The sequence below is a fragment of the Hymenobacter mellowenesis genome (genome assembly GCF_030581005.1).
In the GTDB taxonomy this organism is placed as follows: domain Bacteria; phylum Bacteroidota; class Bacteroidia; order Cytophagales; family Hymenobacteraceae; genus Hymenobacter; species Hymenobacter mellowenesis.
Window position 1 is genome coordinate 813,372 of sequence record NZ_JAUQSX010000001.1, and the last position, 15,182, is coordinate 828,553.

Genomic DNA, 15,182 nt, shown 5'->3' on the forward strand with positions numbered 1-15,182 from the left:
CTAAAAAGTTAGCCCGGCCACGGTTGCCGATTTGCGCCCCGGGCCGGCGAGCCGGGTTACCTTTTGCCGCCACTTTTTATTAAGCTCATCCATTTACCGCCACTTTATTTCATCATGAAAATGTCGCTGAAATCCCTGTTCATGGCTGCTGCCGTGGCTCTCACCGCCACGGCCTGCGAAACCAAAACCGCCGAGACGACCACCGCTGCCGACGGCACCACGACCACCACCGTAACGACCGACAGCACCGCCCCCGCCGGCTCGGCCGCCGAGGCCGGCGCCAAAATCGACGCCGCCGCTGCCAAAGCCGATGCCAAGCTGGAGGCCGCCGGCGAAAAGCTGGACGCCAAAATGAATGCGGCCGGTGAAAAGCTCGACGCCGCTGGCAATAAGCTGGAAGCCAAAATGAAGGCCCTCGGCGATGCCGCCGAACGCTCGGCCGAACAAACCAAAGCCAACGTGAAGGAAGCCGCCAAAAAGTAGGCTGCTGTAGAATATTGCAAAAAGGCCCGAATGCAGCTGTGTTCGGGCCTCTTTTGTGCATGATTGTCTGAACGTCATGCTGAGCGCAGTCGAAGCATCTTGCGTGTGGTAGTAATTCTTTTCTTGCGATTGAGTTACTACCACACGCGAGATGCTTCGGCTGCGCTCAGCATGACGGTGTTGTTAGTCTCGCCCTCACGCATACGCCAGCTCCAGCAGCACGTCATAGTAGGGCCGGCCCAGCGTCTGGGCGCGCAGCCAGGCGTAGAAGCTGAGTACCTGCAGGTCCTCGCGCTCCGAAGAGAGGAAATTGGGCATGCGCCACACCCGGTCGGTGAACTCCGGCCGGCGGGCGGCGGCGGGGTCTTCCACCACTTCGCGCACCAGGCTTAGGTAGAGCAGCACGGCCTGGTAGGGGCCGCCCACGGGCACAGCGGGCGCTTCGTCGGTGGCGGGCACGGCCGGAAACTGTTCGCGTAGGGCCCGCTCAATGGCACGCAGGCGGGTGAGGGCCAGCTCCTGGTTGCCCATTTCGAACTGGATGAGCAGCTCGCCGATGTTGCGGTTCACCATCCATTCCAAGCCCAGGTGCTGCTCCAGCCAATGGTCGGTGCGGTTGAGGCTGAGCATGCTTTGGTTGGCTTTGGCAAATTTACCCTCGGCGAAGTAGTGGAACGAGAGCTGGAAGCGGGCCGTGAGGTCGTCGGCGGCGGCCAGCGGCTTGGCGCCGCGCAGGGCACTTTCAAGCAGGGCAATGCTTTCGGCGTTGCGGTGCAGAAAGGCGTAGTTGGCCGCCAGCAGGAAGGTGAAGCGCGGCACCAGCTCGCCAAACTGCCGGGCCGGGCCGGCCGCAATCAGCGCCTGCCCCTTCTCCAGATACGCCACCGACTCGGCGAAGCGGCGCGAGCGGTAGAGTGCGTGCGCCAGCATGTAGAGCAGCCGCAGCTGGTGCCCGCGCTGCGCCGGCGCGAAGCCGTGGCGCCGCTCCATGAGGTTGTAGCAGCGTTCGATGAAGGGTGCGAAGGAGGTGAAATCGCGCCGCACCAGCATGGCGTTGCGGGCAATGGACATAAGCCGGCTCAGCAGCGAGGGCGAGCGGGCGAAGGCTTCCTGTAGGTCGTACTCGGCCAGAATCTGCTGCAAAATGCCATCCACGGCCACGGTGGCGCGGCCCCGGGCCCGCGACTCACGCAGGCGCTGGCGCAGCAGGCTGTCGGCAATATTGGCGCGCTCTTCCTCGTCGGCGGCCTTCTTATTGGCACGGTAGCGGGGCAGTATTTCGTCGAGCGGCACGGCGTGGGGCGAGCCCGCGTGCTGAATCTGGAGGTTGTACACCGCATTCAGGGGCTCGTACTGCTCGTTTTCGCGCGCCAGCTTTTCGGCTTTGCGCAGTGTACTCCAGGCCAGGCGCGGAATGCCGGCTTCGAACAGGTACTGGGCCAGGGTGAGCTGCCCGCGCACCGAGGCGGCGGCTGTGGTATCGAGCTGGCGCTGGCGCAGCAGCAGGAAATCGGTGAGGTGGCGCAGCAGGCGCTTGCGCAGCGCGTAGTAGGCCACGGGGTTGGGCTCGTCGGGGTAGAGCTTGGCGATGAGCTGCTCGGGCTTAAGTTCTTTGGCCTGCACCAGCAGCTCGTAGAGGCGCGAATCCTGCCGGCCGGCGGCCTTGCGGCGCTGCCGCTGAATGAACACGCCAAAGTCGCGGCGCTCGTCGGGGGCCAGCGTGAGAAGCGTCGTGCGCAAGTCGTCCATGCGGCCAAATTACGGCGCCCGCGCGGTTGTGGCGTTAAGAGAAGCAGGATATAAAAAAGGGCGTCAGGCAGAGCACCGCGTAGCATCCCAATGACAATTATTTACTTCCGAGGCCAAGATGCCGCGCGGCGCTCTGCCTGACGGTCTTACTCTCCCCTTCGCTCCCGCTTACAGCCCCTCGATAAGCTCGGCCGCAGCATTTTGCCGGGTTACCTTTTGCTTCCTGCCCGATAAAGGGTACATTTTTCAATCATTCCTTTCCTTATCATCACATGAAGACTTCCTTCAAAACCTTGCTGCTGGTGGCTGCCCTGGGCACGTTCACCTTCGCTTCGTGCTCCGAGAAAAAAGCCGATGAGGCGGCCACCGCTACCGAAAACGCTGCCACCGCCACTGGCGACGCCGTGGAAGGTGCCGTTGACACCGTTAAAGCTGACATGGCCCGCGAACCCGGCGACACCGCCGTGGTGCGCAACACGCCCGCCAACGGCGTGATTGAAGAAACGCCCGCCACCCCTCAGAAGTAAGCTGAATCATTCAGCGACTGAAAAGCCCCGCCATTCGCATGGCGGGGCTTTTTGCGTTTTAGCCTCTTGGGCAGAAACACGGCGGCTGGTGCAAAATTCGGGCATTCGGGACGAGACGATAAACACGGCCGTGCAGCGCCGCGTACAAGCTCACAAATCACCTTTTCTTTTCACATTTCCTTCCCACCCTTTCAATCATGGACTTGAACAACAATAACATCGGCGACAGCACGGAACTGCGGGCAAAAGGCAACTGGGACCAGCTGAAAGGCGAAGCCAAACAGAAATGGGCCAACCTGACCGACGACGACCTGACCTACCACGAAGGCAAACAAGACGAATGGTTTGGCCGCCTGCAAGAGAAAACCGGCGAAACCATCGATAGCATCAAAAACTGGTTCAACGAAAAAACCGACAACGCTACGGCGTCGGAGAGCGGCACCGAGCTGCGCGCCCGCGGCAACTGGAACCAAATTAAAGGCGAAGCCAAACAGAAGTGGGGCAACCTCACCGACGATGACCTCGACTACCAGGAAGGCAAGCAGGACGAGTGGTTCGGCAAGCTGCAGGAGAAAACCGGCCACGCTGTGGACGACATCAAAGCTTGGTTCAACAAGACCTTCTAATTTCCGCATTTCCCCGATGAAGTAACCGCGCCTTCCAGCTCCACACACGGCCGCTTCGTCACAAAAAGCCCCTTCTGGTTTCAGAAGGGGCTTTTTTGTTGATGCACTGCTTGTTACAACGCTGTTTCTAAAAACAGGCTTTATTCTTGCTTATTCGGCAGTTGTACTTAACGCTGGATTTTATGCAGGCAAACTCTTTACGCTGGTGGTATGGCTTGTTGGGGATATTGGTGCTACTCACCCAACAAGCAGCGTGGGCCCAGGCACCCGACCCGGGGTTTCAAGCCACCCTTATCTACCAAATTGGCGCGTCGTTTAACGTCCCAGGGCAGATTAACGACGTCGTGCAGCTGCCCGGCGGCGGTTACATTGTGGGGGGCAATTTCACGCAGATAAACGGCGTGGCCCGCACAAATCTAGCCAAGCTAAGCGCTACGGGTGTGCCCGATGCCACCTGGCCGGCCGCAGCCGGCCCTGACCGCGAAGTTCGAGCCGTGCTGGTGCAGCCCGATGGCAAAGTACTGGTGGGCGGTGATTTTCAGAATATTGCGGGCGCAAGCCGGGCAGGCCTGGCTCGCCTGCTGCCCAACGGCACCCTCGATGCCGCGTTTGCGCCGCCATTTGCAATTGGCTCGATTAACCGGGTGGCGGTGTTGCCAAGTGGCCGGGTATTCGCGGCCGGCACTACGCAGCTGACGGGCACCACCACCAGCGAAGACTGGCTTCGCTCGCTGGATGGCACCACGGGCCAGGCCGACCTCAATTTTCCACGCTATAATGCCAGCGACTTGGTGGTGCAGCCCAATGGCAAGCTGGTGGTAGCCGGATTTTACAATGTGAACGGGTCCCGTTTCGGCAGTGGCTCCTGCGTTTTTCGACTCCTTCCAAGCGGGGCCCTCGACCCTTCTTTCACCGCAGTTTTCAGCCTGAACACCGGCCTGGGCGGTGGGCCCGTGGTGACGGCCATTGGCCAGGACCTCAATGGCGACCTGTATTACACCAGCTACTTCTACACCGACACGTCTCCATTTATTACGGGCGCAAGCCTCAACCATCTATTGCCCAATGGTGGCACAGCTGGCACCGTCCAAAACCTGTCTTTTGCCAACACCAGCAGCTTGGCCGTACAGCCCAATGGCCGCGTGCTATTGGGAACCCGCACGACGCTGCCCACCTCGCAGCCGGGCCTCAGCCGCGTGCTGAGCACGCTGGCCCCCGACGCCAGTTTTCTGCCAGCCAATGGCCCGACTACTGCGGTGAAACGTATTCTGGTGCAAGCCGACGGGGCCATCATGGTAGCGGGTAGTTTCCTGAGTGTCGGGGGGCAAACCATCATCGGCCTCGTGCGGCTGCTCGACGGCAATGTACTAAAGGTGAGCAGCCAGCAGCTTATGGCGTCTACGCGAGCCTGGCCCGTGCCCGCCCACGGCCAACTGCACCTTGCCCTCGATGCGGCGAGCCGGCCCCAACGCGTAGAACTGCTCGATGCCCTGGGCCGCGTGGTGCTGGCACGGGCCGTCGGCCAACCCGAATTGGCGCTTGATGTCGCACGGCTGCAAACCGGCGCTTACGTGCTGCGGGTGCAATACGCCGACGGTTTCGTGACGCGGCGCATAGCCGTGGAATAAGCCCGCCGAGGGCGAAGCATACCTGCCAGAACCTACGAGCTTCAGGCCACGGGCGCGGCATTGCCATCCGCCACATAGTCAGCCAAATATGCGTACCGTTCCGTGAGCTGGCCGCCCTTGGCAATGGTAGCGCGCGCAATCACGCCTTCGGCATCGGAGCCCAGCAGGTGGGGCAGCACGTTGTCGAGCAGCTGGCGGCCGAAGTCGCGGCTGGCGTTGCGGGGCAGCTCGCAGGGGAGGTTGTCCACGGCCATCACGGTGATGTTTGTCGGCCGAGAATAGGGCGGCTCCAGCTCGCCGGTGGCGGGGTTGTAGTCGAAGGCAGGCTCGGCGATGGAGCTGCTGCGCTTAGTGGTGGGAATGGAGCCGTCCACGTCGCAGGTCACGTCGGCAATGGTGTTGATGCGGAAGTCGGGGCGCTGGGTGTCCGCTTCCTCAAACAGCCGGGGCGCCGCCGGGTGCCAGTAGGCGCAGGCAATGAGCAGGTCCGTAACGGGCAGAAAGTTGCCGAACGTGGACTCGTAAGCCTCCGGCTCCTGATGGAAATTCTGGGTATCCCACACGCGGCCGTCGCGGCGGCGGTTGTAGTCGGAGCTGCGCAGCTGCGTGTACACCGGCTCGTTGAACGTGAGGTAGAGGTAGTCGTACACACTCACGCGCCGAATGCCCATGCGGTCGAGCACCTCCAGCGCGCCCTGCGCCACCCGGCCCGAGCCGGTGACCACCATCTTGATGGGCGGCAGCTTCTTCACTTTGAAAAATTCCTCCTGCATGTCGTCCATGTCCACGCACTCGTAGGCCGGCTTCAGGTCATACAGGCCGTGCTTGCGCCCGTAGGTGAGCAGGGCGTTGTAGGCGCCCACAATGCCGGCGTAGCGTCCGAAAGCCACGATGCGCTCGCCGCGCTCGTTGGTCAGCAACTCGTAATCAACCAGCGTGATGTTGTGTTGAAGCACGGCCTGCAGCAGCTTGCGGTTGGCGGGCTGCTTCTTCACGGTGTGCGAAAACATGAAGTAAGTTTTATTGGGAACGAGCTGGTCGATGGCCACTTCCTTCACCCCCATCAGCACGTCGCAGTCGGCCACGGCGTCGCGCACTTCCAGGCCCAGGTCGCGGTACTCCTGGTCGGAGTAGCTGCGCACGGCGCTGCTTTGCACCACCAGCCGCAGGTTAGGAAACGAGCTCAGCGCTTCGGTGCATTTCTTGGGCGTGAGCGGTACGCGCTTGTCGGGTGGGGTTTTGCTTTCGCGGATGAGGCCGATGGTGAGGGACATGGGTGGGAATTGCATTGGGTGAGGAGGGGGTGAGGTAATGGTGGGTAGAATGTGAAATCGGCTGTCATCCTGAGCGCAGCGAAGGACCTCATCACGATTGCGCGAATTTGGGTTACTGCTAACTTTTCTGGCGTGACAAGGTCCTTCGCTGCGCTCAGGATGACAGGCGATTTTGAATAGTAACGCGCCAAAATTACGCCTTTGCCTTCAGTTCGTCGGGCCTTTTCGGGCTTACCTTTGTTAAGGAATCTGAACCTGAAACTCCCCCCGCCACAACGGCTTCCCACCTCCAATTTTCCGCTCTTATGACGCTGAAACTCCAGCTAGTCGACGTTTTTGAAGCTCGCCACAACGCGCCCGGCGCCGACGAGCAGGCCGCCATGCTCCGCACCATCGGCGTGGAAAGCATCGAGCAGCTCATCAACGAAACCGTGCCCCCGGCCATCCGCCTGAAAAAACCACTCGACCTGCCCGCCGCCCTCAGCGAACGGGCTTTTTTGGCGAAATTCAAGCAGATTGCCAGCCAGAACCAGGTATTCAAATCCTACATCGGCCTCGGCTACCACGACACCACCCTGCCCCCGGTCATTCAGCGCAACATCCTGGAAAATCCGGGCTGGTACACCGCCTACACGCCCTACCAGGCCGAAATTGCCCAGGGCCGCCTCGAAGCCCTCATCAACTACCAGACCATGGTAATTGACCTCACCGGCCTCGAAATCGCCAACGCCAGCCTGCTCGACGAAGGCACCGCCGCCGCCGAGGCCATGCACATGCTGCACAGCCATACCAAGAAGAAAGGCGCGCACCAGTACTTCGTGTCCGACCAGGTGCTGCCCCAGACCATCGACCTGCTGCGCACCCGCGCCACGCCCGTCGGCATCGAGCTGGTAGTTGGCGACCACCGCCAGATTGACCTCAGCGGCGAAGGCTTCTTCGGCGCCATGGTGCAGTATCCCGCCGCCGACGGCGAGGTGTTCGACTACAAAGACTTCATCGTGCAAGCCCAGAAAAACAACGTTTTCGTGGTGATGGGCGCCGATTTGCTGGCCCTCACGCTGCTCACCTCGCCCGGTGAATTGGGCGCCGATGTGTGCGTGGGCAACTCCCAGCGCTTCGGCGTGCCGATGGGCTACGGCGGCCCGCACGCCGGCTTCTTCGCCTGCAAAGAGCAGTTCAAGCGCGTGATTCCCGGCCGCCTCATCGGCCAGAGTATCGACGCCGCTGGCAACAAGGCCTACCGCATGGCCCTGCAAACCCGTGAGCAGCACATCCGCCGCGAAAAAGCTACGAGCAACATCTGCACCGCCCAGGTGCTGCTGAGCGTGCTGGCCGGCATGTACGCCGTGTACCACGGCCCGCAGCGCATCCAGCAGTTTGCCGCCAACACCCATGTGCTGGCCCAAACCCTGGCCGCCGGCCTCAAAAAGCTGGGCATCGAGCAGACCAACGAAAACTATTTCGACACCCTGAACCTGCGCTTGGAAAGCGCCGAGCTGGCGCAGGCCCTGCGCAAGGAAGCAGAAGCCGCCCGCCTCAATTTCCGTTACTTCGATGAGGTGCGCGTAGGCATTTCGCTCAACCAGAACACCGAGCTGCACGACGTAAACGACATTCTGGATGTGTTTGCCAAAGTGCTGGGCCAGGAAGCCGACGCCGTGGAGCTGCCCGCCGAAGTGGAGCTGACCTGGCCCACCGGCTTGGTGCGGACCAGCGAGTACCTCACGCACCCCGTCTTCAACACGCACCACGCCGAGCACGAGATGCTGCGCTACATGAAGCAGCTCGAAAACAAGGACCTGAGCCTGGCCCACAGCATGATTCCGCTGGGCTCGTGCACCATGAAGCTCAACGCCACCGCCGAGATGATTCCGGTGACCTGGGCCGAAATCGGCGGCCTGCACCCCTTCGCGCCCATCGAGCAGGCCCAGGGCTACCAGCAGATTTTCTCCGATTTGCAGCACTGGCTGTGCGAGGTGACCGGCTTCGCGGCCGTGAGCCTGCAGCCCAACTCGGGCGCGCAGGGCGAGTACGCCGGCCTGCTGGCCATAAAGGGCTACCACGATGCGCGCGGCGACCACCACCGCACCGTGGCCCTGATTCCGGCCTCGGCCCACGGCACCAACCCCGCTTCGGCCGTGATGGCCGGGATGCAGGTGGTGGTGGTGAAGAGCACCGAAGACGGCAACATCGACGTGGCCGACCTCAAGGCCCAGGCCGAGAAGCACGCCGCCAACCTGAGTTGCCTCATGGTGACCTACCCCAGCACGCACGGCGTGTACGAGGAAACCATCGTCGATATCTGCCAAACCATCCACAACCACGGCGGCCGCGTGTATATGGACGGCGCCAATATGAACGCCCAGGTGGGCCTCACCTCGCCCGCCAACATCGGCGCCGACGTGTGCCACCTCAACCTGCACAAAACCTTCTGCATCCCGCACGGCGGCGGCGGCCCTGGCGTGGGCCCCATCGGCGTGGTGGAAGACCTGGTGCCCTACCTGCCCGGCCACGCCGTGGTGCCCGTCGAGGGCCGCGACGCCGGCTCGGTTTCGGCCGCGCCGTGGGGTTCGGCCAGCATCCTGCCCATCAGCTACGCCTACATTTCGATGATGGGCGGCGACGGCCTGAAACGCGCCACGGAAATTGCCATCCTGAACGCCAACTACATCAAAGCCCGCCTGGAGGAGCACTACCCGGTGCTGTACTCGGGCAGCAACGGCCGCTGCGCCCACGAAATGATTCTGGAGTGCCGCCAGTTCAAAAAGGCCGGCATTGAGGTGGAAGACATTGCAAAGCGCCTGATGGACTACGGCTTCCACGCCCCCACCGTGAGCTTCCCTGTAGCCGGCACGCTGATGGTGGAGCCCACCGAAAGCGAAAGCAAGGATGAGCTGGACCGCTTCTGCGACGCCATGATTTCCATCCGCAAGGAAATCGCGGCCGTGGAATCAGGAAAGGCTGACGCCAAGGAGAATGTGCTCAAGCACGCTCCGCACACTGCCGCCACCGTGCTGGTGCACGAGTGGACCCGCCCCTACACCCGCGAGCAGGCCGTGTACCCCATGGAGTACGTGCGCGCCAACAAGTTCTGGCCCAGCGTGAGCCGCATCGACTCGGCCTACGGCGACCGTAACCTCATTTGCAGCTGCACGCCCATCGAGCAGTACGCCGACCAGGAAGAAAGCCTGGTGCAGGCCGACAAAGGGCCGTCGTATTAATCATCTGTCATTGCGAGCGAAACATTCTGCGCATTAAGCAGAGATGGAGCGCGGCAATAAGTCCTATTCTCAGCGACTCGCTTAGTAATGTGACAAAGTCTTTTCAAAACAGAAAGCCCCGGCACTGCGCAGTGCCGGGGCTTTCTGGTAAAAGGACACATCTGGTTTTGACAGGACGGATTGGCTTCGCTGTCCTTCGGTTGCCACGGGCTGCGCCCTCGCAATGACGGACGAGTCAGTTTTTATTTATCGCCCCGTTCGCCGAAGCAGCGGCGGTCCATGTAGCCGGTTTGGACTAAGCCCGCTTTTTCGAGGCGCACGCGCACGAAGTAGGCGTTGATGGTATCGAGCACCTGCACGGTGTTGCCGGAGGTGGTTTGCACGAGGATGTTGGAAGTTTTGGTCATGCCATCGTACACGGGGCAGTCTACGATGGTATTGTGCGGCACGGGCACCGTGTTGGGCGCCGTGCGCCGGAGCTCGTCGCGCGAGGAAGTGCAGGCAGAGAATAAACCGGCGCTAGCCAAAACCAACAAGACAGTATTTTTCATCGACGGAGCAGGAACGAAAGAATGGGAATTTGGGGGTAAGGTAGGACAAAATCCGGTTATCTCAATTCTGGACAGCCGGAAATTCATCGCTCAAACCCAAGCTTCATTCGACTAAAATGTGAACGACAGCGTTCGGTTTTTCGTTAGTCTACTAGCTCACGATAACGGCCCAACGGGCTTCTGCCGCAGCCGTTTCCGCTCTTCCCAATTTCGTATTACACCCGCATTTATGAACCGCCTCACCCGTTCCCTGGCCCGTCCTATTGGTTTAGCCGTGGCCGCCATTGCCTTGCTGCTCGGCCCCAGCGCCTGCACCCCGGCCGCCCGCGTGGGCGTTACCAACGACTTCGACCACGCTGTTAACTTCCGTGCTTTCAAAACCTGGGCCTGGTACCCGCAGCAGCCCCGCGACGCGGAAGGCGGCCCGGCCAAAGGCTATGAGTCCTTTCTCGACAAGCGCATGCGTGCCTCCGTGGCGGCCGAGATGACGGCCAAGGGCCTGACCGAAGTAACCACCGCGCCCGATATCTACGTGGCCTACAGTGCCCGCGTAGAAGATAAGCAGCAGGTTTCGCCCTACTACAACGGCCTCGGCTATCCCTACGGGTATGGCTATGGCTACTACGGCCGTGCCTACTCACCCGTGACGCAGTACAAAGCCGGCACCGTGGTGATTGACATCATCGACGCCCGCCGCAAGGAGTTGGCGTGGCGCGGCACCGGCCAGGCCCAGGTGAATCAGAATACGATTGACGAAGCCGAAACCCACCGCATCGTGAACGGCATCCTGAGCACCTACCCACCGCAGGACAACAACGCCCGTCGCTAATTAAGACAGTGGCGCGTTGCCACCAGTTACCTCGAAAAAGTCTCTTCCTTTGCGGAAGAGACTTTTTTTATGGCCCGGCGTTTCAAACTCATTTTTAGGATGCTGAGCTGCTTGCTAAGCGTAAGCAGCTGCCAGACGGTATTTCAAAGTTTGTATGGCATGCATGGACTGCGGGCCGTACCGCCGGTTGAGTTGCAAAAGTTGGCCGGCCGCTATGGCATTCCGGCCCATCAGGTTTTCGTGCTGGATACCAGCTACCGGACCTTTCTTTCGCACCTGCACCAGCACGATTCTGTAGCGGCTAAGAATCACTACCAGCCGTTGCAGGCGGCTTACTACGACCGGGCGGGCCGGTTGCAGTCGTTTTATATCAACTGCTACGCCGGGGGCTTCCCCAACCTTGCCTGGAACGCCGCCGGCGGGCTCAACCAGTTTCCACCCAAGCCCCAGGCCCCTATCGACACGGCCCTGCCCCTCTCCGAATACCTGACCTATCTGCGGCAGCCCAATGGCCAGCCCCTGCCGGCCCAGCCCCTAACCAAGCACACCGTCATTATTCAGTGGAGCCGGTTTATGGGGCGCCAGAGCCGACGTCTGATACAAGCCGCCCAGCGCAATGCTGCGCTGGCAAGCCCGCAAAATGCCGTTCGGCTTCTATTCGTGAACAACGACAACCTGGCCACCTACCTGGAAACCCGGCAGGCTCAACTTGAAGCCAAATCAAAGCTGGTGGCTCAGTGAATCTCCTGCTTTGGATTCGAAACGGAGCCGGTGCGGGGTTGTACCCCGTTGCAGCTACTGACGAGCAAAAAAAGGTCCCTCCGTTTCCGAAGGGGCCTTTCGCTTATGTCAGCGGCGAAGGCGTGGGCTCATTGTCAGCTTCATCGGTTTCAAGAGGTGCGACCAGAGGAGGCAACAGGGTCGGGCGCTTGGGGTCGAGGCCGAACCGATTCGGCCCGATGGTGCCCTGCACAAACTGCATTCCGGCGCCCAGTATGTAGCTCACAATGGGCAGAAAGGCTATCAAAAACCACCAGCCTCGCAAATTCAGGTCGTGCAATCGCAGCAAGGCCTGAATGATGCAGAGGTAAACCACGGCCAGCAGGGCCACAAAAACCGCCAGGCCAACCATACCAGGTACTTCGGCCGCGTAGAGCAGTCCGGGAATGGCGTAAACGCCAATTCCCAGGGCATAGAGCGCAACTACCCGCAGAAAATAATCCCGGCGCCGCAAGCGGCCAGCAGCAGTAAAAAAGGCCATAAATCAATTTTTCGGCCTAATGTACAGCAAATTTATACCGGCACGTTCACGTGGCGCTCAGCGTGGTAGGAGCTGCGCACCAGCGGGCCGCTTTCCACGTATTTGAGGCCCCGCTTCAAGCCTTCTTCGCGGTAGTGGGCAAATTGGTCGGGGGTGATGAACTCGGCCACGTCGAGGTGGCGCTTGGTGGGCTGCAGGTACTGGCCGAGGGTGAGGATGTCGAGGCCGTTGGCCACGAGGTCATCCATGGCCTGATACAGCTCGTCGGCCTTCTCGCCCAGGCCCAGCATTATGCCAGATTTGGTGCGGTGGCCGGCCTGCTTGGTGCGGCGGATTTGCTCCAGGCTGCGGTCGTAGCGGGCCTGGGGGCGCACGAGGCGGTAGAGGCTGCCCACGGTTTCGATGTTGTGCGAAATCACTTCCTGGCCGCCCGAAATCATCACCTCCAGCGCGTCCCAGTTGGCTTTCACGTCCGGAATCAGGGTTTCGATGGTGGTGCCGGGCGAGAGCTGCTTGGTGAGCACCACGGTTTCGCGCCACACGCTGGCGCCGCGGTCCTTGAGCTCGTCGCGGTTCACCGAAGTGATGACGGCGTGCTTCACTTTCATGAGGGCAATGGCTTCGGCCACGCGGCGGGGCTCGTCGAGGTCGTACTCGGTGGGGCGGCCGGTGGCCACGGCGCAAAACGAGCACGAGCGGGTGCAGATGTTGCCCAGAATCATGAACGTGGCCGTGCCAGCGCCCCAGCACTCGCCCATGTTGGGGCAGTTGCCGCTTTCGCAGATGGTGTGCAGCTTGTGCTCATCCACGAGGCGGCGCACGGCGGCGTATTCTTCGCCCACGGGCAGCTTCACGCGCAGCCAGTCGGGCTTGCGGGGGCGAGCGGGGGCAGCCGTTTCGGGCTGAATAACGGGCAAGTCAATCATCTTCAGTTATCGATTAGCAGTTGACGGAGCACATCAACCCTATGCAAAAGCAATTCGCCGCCAAAACGTTTCAACCAAACGGCTACACAAAAATAAGCACGAACGGCTGCGCCTGGGCGCAGCCGTTCGTGCCGGATGGGGCACGGCCCCTTAGCTGTTCACTATCAAGCCATCACCGGGGCTGGCGCGCTACGAGCGGTGCCCGAAATACAGCGTGAGGTACACGGAGGGGAAGAACTGGCGGTTGACAGCCTGGTCTTCGGGGCGGCTGTAAGGGCTGAGGATGACCATACGCTTGGTGAAGGCCTCCACCAGCACGCCCACTTCCAGGCCGGTCACGGCGTCGCGGTAGCGGCCATACTCGAAGCTCAGGCCGCCGCGCACGTGGAAGCCCGGCACCACCTTGGTGTCGCTGATGCCGCTGAAGAGCGGGCCGTGGTCGAGAATGGCTCCCGGGGAGGTATGCTTGAGCGGGTCGTACTGCTCGTTCACGATTTCGTCGCTGGCCACGTTGATGACCTGCGTGCGCGCCGCCGTGTAGTCGTAGCTGATGTAGTAGGGCATGAGCAGGCCGATGGACGGCCCCACGCTCAGCAGGCCGTTCACCTGCACGCCGGCATCGGCGGCTTTGCGGAACAGGATGCGCTGCATGCCAATGGACGGGCGCAGCACAAACGCGTAGTTGGTTTTGCGGTCGATGTAGCTGCCGCCCACGACGGTGTTGATGCGCTCCTCTTTCGCGTTTTTCAGCATCACTCCCTCTAGGCTCCAAAAGCGCAGCAGCCGGTCGTCGAGCACGCGGGTGGAACGGATGGAAGCGCCCCCGAGCAGGCCGCCCTGGGTGTTGAAGTTGATGCCGTAGACGAACTCCTTGCTGTACGACTGCTCATCGGACGGTGCATCGGGCACCGGCGCGGGGCGCGTGGGCGCCTGAGCCGGCGTTTCGGATGCCGTCGGAGCCGGGCGCGATGCAGGAGCTACGGGGCGCGCGGGGCGGTCCTGCGCCTGGGCAGCCGTGGCCAGGCCGACAGCCGCCAGTAAGCCAAGATAACGGGAAAAGGAAGGAAGCATAAATCAACCGAAAAAGAGCCGTTGCCGGCGCCACCGGAGCGGCGCACGGCATAATACGTAATTTAGCGAAAGAAGAAACTACTTGGTAAAGGTAACTCGCTGACTTGATGAACACCGCCACCGCCCGCTACGCCGGCCACCTCCGCACCGAAGCCACGCACGTCGCTTCCGGCACCCTTATTCAAACCGACGCGCCCGTGGACAACCACGGCCGGGGCGAAGCGTTTTCGCCCACCGACCTGGTGAGCGCCGCGCTGGGCTCGTGCATGATGACAATCATGGGCATCGTAGCCGAGCGCCACGCCTGGGACCTGGTGGGCACCACCTGGGCCGTGACGAAGCACATGAGCCCGGAGCCGCCGCGCCGCATCGCCCAAATCGACGTGACGTTTGAACTGCCCGCCGCCCTCGCCCCCGCCGACCGCACCGTGCTGGAGCGCGCCGCTCTCACCTGCCCCGTGGCCTTGAGCCTGCACCCGGACATCAAGCAGAACGTAGTGTTTGAGTATCGGTAGAGAGAAATGATTTTTTGATGGTATCGTCATGCTGAGCGAAGTCGAAGCATCTCTACCGCAATACTAAAACTGATTAGTTGCGCGGTAGAGATGCTTCGACTTCGCTCAGCATGACGTTCTTTTTTTGCTTTCTAACTGTCCATCCTACTTAACCACCGCCTGCACGTCGCTCAGGCGGATGCCCATGTGCGAGGCGTCGTAGGTGCATTCGCCGTCTTTGATGAGCAGCAGTTGCGGCGACTCGTGGCGCACACCGAATTGCTCGGCAATCTGGGCCGAGAGGGGGCGGAAGCGCAGCAAATCGAGGTAGTAGATGGGCAGGTCGAGGCCGCTGTCGGCCCACTGGCGCTCAATCTTGCCCTTGGCCGCCGCGCTGATGGAGCAGGTGGTGCTGTGCTTGAAAATAAGAACCGGCTGCTCGTGCGAGGCCTGGGCCAGGTCGATGAGCTGTTCGGGTTGGGTGAGCGGAAGCCAGGGGGTGGACATGGGAAATGCTGGATAAATAGCGAATGATGCAAAGG

General features: G+C 61.4%; 15 protein-coding genes. 8 read left to right on the forward strand and 7 right to left on the reverse strand.

Annotated features, from left to right (window positions below; genetic code table 11):
• Window positions 1-120 precede the first annotated feature (120 nt).
• On the forward strand, window positions 121-483 hold the full coding sequence (locus tag Q5H92_RS03325; RefSeq protein ID WP_305010062.1) for a hypothetical protein: 363 nt from the start codon (window positions 121-123) through the stop codon (window positions 481-483).
• 195 nt (window positions 484-678) lie between these two features.
• On the opposite strand, the gene Q5H92_RS03330 is transcribed toward Q5H92_RS03325, so the two are convergent.
• Entirely contained in the window at window positions 679-2,232 is a 1,554-nt protein-coding gene (locus Q5H92_RS03330) for a tetratricopeptide repeat protein (protein ID WP_305010063.1), read from the reverse strand.
• A gap of 272 nt (window positions 2,233-2,504) precedes the next feature.
• Here Q5H92_RS03330 and Q5H92_RS03335 point away from each other — a divergent pair, with 272 nt between their 5' ends.
• The 3 genes from Q5H92_RS03335 to Q5H92_RS03350 all read left to right on the forward strand — a co-directional run bounded on the left by Q5H92_RS03335 (window position 2,505) and on the right by Q5H92_RS03350 (window position 5,013).
• Window positions 2,505-2,759, forward strand: coding sequence for a hypothetical protein (locus Q5H92_RS03335; protein WP_305010064.1), 255 nt, complete (start codon window positions 2,505-2,507; stop codon window positions 2,757-2,759).
• 197 nt (window positions 2,760-2,956) lie between these two features.
• Window positions 2,957-3,385 (forward strand): CsbD family protein, encoded by a 429-nt coding sequence (locus Q5H92_RS26605; protein ID WP_369811108.1) that lies wholly within the window; start codon window positions 2,957-2,959, stop codon window positions 3,383-3,385.
• A gap of 182 nt (window positions 3,386-3,567) precedes the next feature.
• Window positions 3,568-5,013, forward strand: a complete 1,446-nt coding sequence (locus Q5H92_RS03350) for a T9SS type A sorting domain-containing protein (RefSeq protein ID WP_305010065.1) — start codon at window positions 3,568-3,570, stop codon at window positions 5,011-5,013.
• Window positions 5,014-5,054: 41 nt separating this feature from the next.
• Here Q5H92_RS03350 and Q5H92_RS03355 read toward each other — a convergent pair whose 3' ends face one another.
• Window positions 5,055-6,287: an NAD(P)-dependent oxidoreductase gene (locus Q5H92_RS03355; RefSeq protein ID WP_305010066.1), complete on the reverse strand. Its 1,233-nt coding sequence runs from the start codon at window positions 6,285-6,287 to the stop codon at window positions 5,055-5,057.
• A 305-nt stretch (window positions 6,288-6,592) separates the two neighbouring features.
• On the opposite strand from Q5H92_RS03355, the gene gcvP reads away from it, so the two are divergent.
• Entirely contained in the window at window positions 6,593-9,508 is a 2,916-nt protein-coding gene (gene gcvP / locus Q5H92_RS03360; RefSeq protein ID WP_305010067.1) for an aminomethyl-transferring glycine dehydrogenase, read from the forward strand.
• Window positions 9,509-9,750: 242 nt separating this feature from the next.
• Here the strand turns inward: gcvP and Q5H92_RS03365 are convergent, their stop codons facing one another.
• Complete coding sequence (locus Q5H92_RS03365) at window positions 9,751-10,059, reverse strand: hypothetical protein (protein ID WP_305010068.1); 309 nt, start codon at window positions 10,057-10,059, stop codon at window positions 9,751-9,753.
• A 229-nt stretch (window positions 10,060-10,288) separates the two neighbouring features.
• Between Q5H92_RS03365 and Q5H92_RS03370 the strand changes: the two genes are divergently transcribed.
• Entirely contained in the window at window positions 10,289-10,888 is a 600-nt protein-coding gene (locus Q5H92_RS03370) for a DUF4136 domain-containing protein (RefSeq protein ID WP_305010069.1), read from the forward strand.
• A gap of 159 nt (window positions 10,889-11,047) precedes the next feature.
• Window positions 11,048-11,629: a hypothetical protein gene (locus Q5H92_RS03375; RefSeq protein WP_305010070.1), complete on the forward strand. Its 582-nt coding sequence runs from the start codon at window positions 11,048-11,050 to the stop codon at window positions 11,627-11,629.
• A 103-nt stretch (window positions 11,630-11,732) separates the two neighbouring features.
• Here the strand turns inward: Q5H92_RS03375 and Q5H92_RS03380 are convergent, their stop codons facing one another.
• The 3 genes from Q5H92_RS03380 to Q5H92_RS03390 form a co-directional block, all read right to left on the reverse strand.
• Window positions 11,733-12,149 (reverse strand): DUF805 domain-containing protein, encoded by a 417-nt coding sequence (locus Q5H92_RS03380; protein ID WP_305010071.1) that lies wholly within the window; start codon window positions 12,147-12,149, stop codon window positions 11,733-11,735.
• 32 nt (window positions 12,150-12,181) lie between these two features.
• The gene (lipA, locus tag Q5H92_RS03385) at window positions 12,182-13,075 is read right to left on the reverse strand and encodes a lipoyl synthase (protein ID WP_305010072.1); all 894 of its coding nucleotides are present in this window, start codon (window positions 13,073-13,075) and stop codon (window positions 12,182-12,184) included.
• A 189-nt stretch (window positions 13,076-13,264) separates the two neighbouring features.
• A complete protein-coding gene (locus Q5H92_RS03390) occupies window positions 13,265-14,146 on the reverse strand; it encodes a hypothetical protein (RefSeq protein WP_305010073.1) in 882 nt (293 codons plus the stop codon).
• A gap of 107 nt (window positions 14,147-14,253) precedes the next feature.
• On the opposite strand from Q5H92_RS03390, the gene Q5H92_RS03395 reads away from it, so the two are divergent.
• Window positions 14,254-14,661, forward strand: a complete 408-nt coding sequence (locus tag Q5H92_RS03395; protein ID WP_305010074.1) for an OsmC family protein — start codon at window positions 14,254-14,256, stop codon at window positions 14,659-14,661.
• A gap of 144 nt (window positions 14,662-14,805) precedes the next feature.
• Here the strand turns inward: Q5H92_RS03395 and ytxJ are convergent, their stop codons facing one another.
• Window positions 14,806-15,147, reverse strand: a complete 342-nt coding sequence (ytxJ, locus tag Q5H92_RS03400) for a bacillithiol system redox-active protein YtxJ (protein ID WP_305010075.1) — start codon at window positions 15,145-15,147, stop codon at window positions 14,806-14,808.
• Between the last annotated feature and the right edge of the window lie 35 nt (window positions 15,148-15,182).

Coding starts and splice junctions, on each gene's coding strand:
- ytxJ (WP_305010075.1), bottom strand. CDS start 15,147: ATGTCCACCCCCTGGCTTCCGCTCACCCAACCCGAACAGCTCATCGAC.
- Q5H92_RS03395 (WP_305010074.1), top strand. CDS start 14,254: ATGAACACCGCCACCGCCCGCTACGCCGGCCACCTCCGCACCGAAGCC.
- Q5H92_RS03370 (WP_305010069.1), top strand. CDS start 10,289: ATGAACCGCCTCACCCGTTCCCTGGCCCGTCCTATTGGTTTAGCCGTG.
- Q5H92_RS03380 (WP_305010071.1), bottom strand. CDS start 12,149: ATGGCCTTTTTTACTGCTGCTGGCCGCTTGCGGCGCCGGGATTATTTT.
- Q5H92_RS03365 (WP_305010068.1), bottom strand. CDS start 10,059: ATGAAAAATACTGTCTTGTTGGTTTTGGCTAGCGCCGGTTTATTCTCT.
- Q5H92_RS03390 (WP_305010073.1), bottom strand. CDS start 14,146: ATGCTTCCTTCCTTTTCCCGTTATCTTGGCTTACTGGCGGCTGTCGGC.
- Q5H92_RS03325 (WP_305010062.1), top strand. CDS start 121: ATGTCGCTGAAATCCCTGTTCATGGCTGCTGCCGTGGCTCTCACCGCC.
- lipA (WP_305010072.1), bottom strand. CDS start 13,075: ATGATTGACTTGCCCGTTATTCAGCCCGAAACGGCTGCCCCCGCTCGC.
- gcvP (WP_305010067.1), top strand. CDS start 6,593: ATGACGCTGAAACTCCAGCTAGTCGACGTTTTTGAAGCTCGCCACAAC.
- Q5H92_RS03375 (WP_305010070.1), top strand. CDS start 11,048: ATGCATGGACTGCGGGCCGTACCGCCGGTTGAGTTGCAAAAGTTGGCC.
- Q5H92_RS03355 (WP_305010066.1), bottom strand. CDS start 6,287: ATGTCCCTCACCATCGGCCTCATCCGCGAAAGCAAAACCCCACCCGAC.
- Q5H92_RS26605 (WP_369811108.1), top strand. CDS start 2,957: ATGGACTTGAACAACAATAACATCGGCGACAGCACGGAACTGCGGGCA.
- Q5H92_RS03330 (WP_305010063.1), bottom strand. CDS start 2,232: ATGGACGACTTGCGCACGACGCTTCTCACGCTGGCCCCCGACGAGCGC.
- Q5H92_RS03350 (WP_305010065.1), top strand. CDS start 3,568: ATGCAGGCAAACTCTTTACGCTGGTGGTATGGCTTGTTGGGGATATTG.
- Q5H92_RS03335 (WP_305010064.1), top strand. CDS start 2,505: ATGAAGACTTCCTTCAAAACCTTGCTGCTGGTGGCTGCCCTGGGCACG.